Annotated in this window: 2 protein-coding genes; both read right to left on the bottom strand. The window is 60.2% G+C overall.

Going from position 1 to position 2450, the window contains the following annotated elements; genetic code table 11:
- Window positions 1-430, bottom strand: a 430-nt coding sequence (locus tag E7813_RS10290; protein ID WP_291573444.1) for a tetratricopeptide repeat protein, incomplete at its 3' end; no start/stop codon positions are given.
- Window positions 431-516: 86 nt separating this feature from the next.
- Window positions 517-2450, bottom strand: a 1934-nt coding sequence (locus E7813_RS10285) for a tetratricopeptide repeat protein (protein ID WP_291573442.1), incomplete at its 5' end; no start/stop codon positions are given.

Below are 2450 nucleotides of genomic sequence, written 5' to 3'. Positions count from 1 at the left end.
ACAGCCCGTAATACTGCCAGGTCTTGACGTGATTGGGATCGGCCTTCAGCGCGCGCTCGTACCAGATCTGCGAAACCTTGTAGTCGCCGAGCTTGCGATAGGAGTACCCGAGCAGGTTGGCGACGGCCGCGTTGTCGTCGTGGCCGAGCGCCTTCAACTGTCCGATAGCGGCGGCATAGTCGTTGCGGTCATAGATTATCGCGTAGGCCGCGCGATAGCCGTTGACGAATGCCGTGTCTTCGATGCCGGGACGGATTTCGCCGGTCTTCTTCTTGTTCTTGACCTTGGAGGCGGGTTTGCCGTCCGTAGCCGGCGGGGACGAAGACGGCGGATCACCCGCGGCCGCGCAGGCCTGAACGAATATCGGGGCTGTGAGCATCGACACCGAGAACATTGCCAGCGTCAACAGTTTGACCGCAAATCTGACCATGCATCCCTCCTGCTTCCAATGGGCGCTTGCACCGGGCGCACTGAATTTGAACCCCGGTTTGCCCGGAACATTCCCGACGGGCTCACCTATTCCGGAACATAAATATGGTCGGGAAGTAGCCCGTTTTGGTGGCGGCGATACATCGCCGCGTAAGCGCTTTCGAGATGCCTTGTATACAAAGCGGTGTCGAACAACGGCATGGTCGAACGATTCTGCACGAGCTTGTCCTTGACCGCGGCCAACGCCTGCGGGCTGGTTGCGAGTTCGATCGCCATGATTTCAAACTGCTCCGGCGTCCGCACGATCAGTTCAGGCAGACCCACCGCGGTCAGCTGGCTGGCGGCGACCCTGCCCGCGAAGGTCTCGCCGATTTGCGTCAGCACCGGCAGGCCGGTCCACAGAGCGTCGCTCGCCGTGGCATGAGCATTGTACGGCAGTGTATCCAGAAACAGGTCGGCCAGACGATGCCGCGCCAGATGATCCGCCGCAGACGGGACGCGGCCGGCGAATACCAGCCGAGCCGGATCGACGCCGGCAGCGGCCGCTTCCCTGCGCAAATTCTTCGCGGCCGTCATATTGGTTTCCGACAGCCACAGGACGCTGCCTTCCACCGCCTGCAAAAGCTTCATCCGCTGGCGAAACAGCACCGGATTGAGCTTGTAGGCATTGTTGAAGCAGCAGAACACGAAGCCGCTGGCAGGCAGGCCAAATTCGGCGCGTTCAAACCATCGATCCGAGACCGGCCGGCTTGCACCGTCATGCGGCATGTAGCTGTGGGGAAGATAAGCGATCTTCTCCATGTAGCTTGCCCGATGCGACGCCGGGACAAGGATCGGATCGGCAATCAGGTAATCGATGTATTCGGCCCCCATCGTTCCCGGATAGCCGAGATAGTTCACCTGAACGGGTGCGGGACGGCGCGCAAAGATCTCCGTGCGGGCGCCCCAGGTAAAGCCGCTCAGATCGATCAATATGTCGATCCCCTGCCCTCTTATCAGCCGGGCTATGTCATCGGCATCAAGCGCCTCGGCATCGACAAAGGTGTCGAACGCACGCTCCAGCCGCCGGCGGATCTCCGAGTTATCGTTCGGCCCGATCGATATCCCGGAAACCTCAAATTGCGATCTGTCGTGACCTTCGAAAACGCCGACCGCCAGATCCGCAACGGGATGCTGACGAAAATCCGGCGAGACGTAGCCGAGACGAATCTTGCCCGATCGATCGGGCGCTTCACGCCAAGGCGGCTGGTCGTCCCGGGGTGGGTATCGCTTTTGAACCCACAATCGCGCGCAATTGAATTGATCTTCAACGGACGAACCAACCCCCAGCAATGCAAATGGGTCGGTATTCGCCTTGCCGTTGGCGACGGATTGAACAAGATGTTTGCACTCAGCTTCGAAATCCGTCCAATCGCAGAGATTCATTTTGCAACGGATACGCTCGCCTTCGAGACCGACCAGATCGGGCTCGAGCGACAATGCCCTTTCACAGGCCGCAAGGGCTTCGTCGTAGCGCCTGAGGGCGACGAAGACATCGCCGCGGCCCAGCCAGGCCTCTGCCAGATCGTTCCTGATCGAGAGCGCCTTGTCATAGGCCGCAAGGGCGTCGTCATAGCGCTTGAGGATATTAAAGACGTTGCCGCGGCCGAGCCAGGCCTCGGCCAGACCGGCCCTGATCGACAGCGCCTTGTCATAAGCGGCAAAGGCGTCGCCGTAGCGATTGAGGGCGACGCAGACATTGCCGCGGCCGAGCCAGGCATCAGCAAGCACAGGTTTGAGGGCCAGGGCTTTGTCATAGGCCGCAAGAGCGTCGTCATAGCGCCTGAGTTCGTAGAGGAGATGACCGCGACCGACCAAGGCCTCGGCCAGGTCAGGCCTGAGCGCCAGCGCGGTGTCATAGGCCGCAAAGGCTTCTTCGTAACGCCTGAGGAAGCCGAGGGACTTGCCCTTGTTATAAAAAGCGCTCGAGAAATTTGGCGCCAATGCAATCGCCCTATCGAAATCGCTTATGGCATTTTCGT

This window comes from Bradyrhizobium sp., assembly GCF_004799405.1.
Classification (GTDB): Bacteria; Pseudomonadota; Alphaproteobacteria; order Rhizobiales; family Xanthobacteraceae; genus Bradyrhizobium.
Note: the sequence above shows the minus strand (reverse complement) of the source record. Positions and strands in the feature narration are given on the sequence as shown.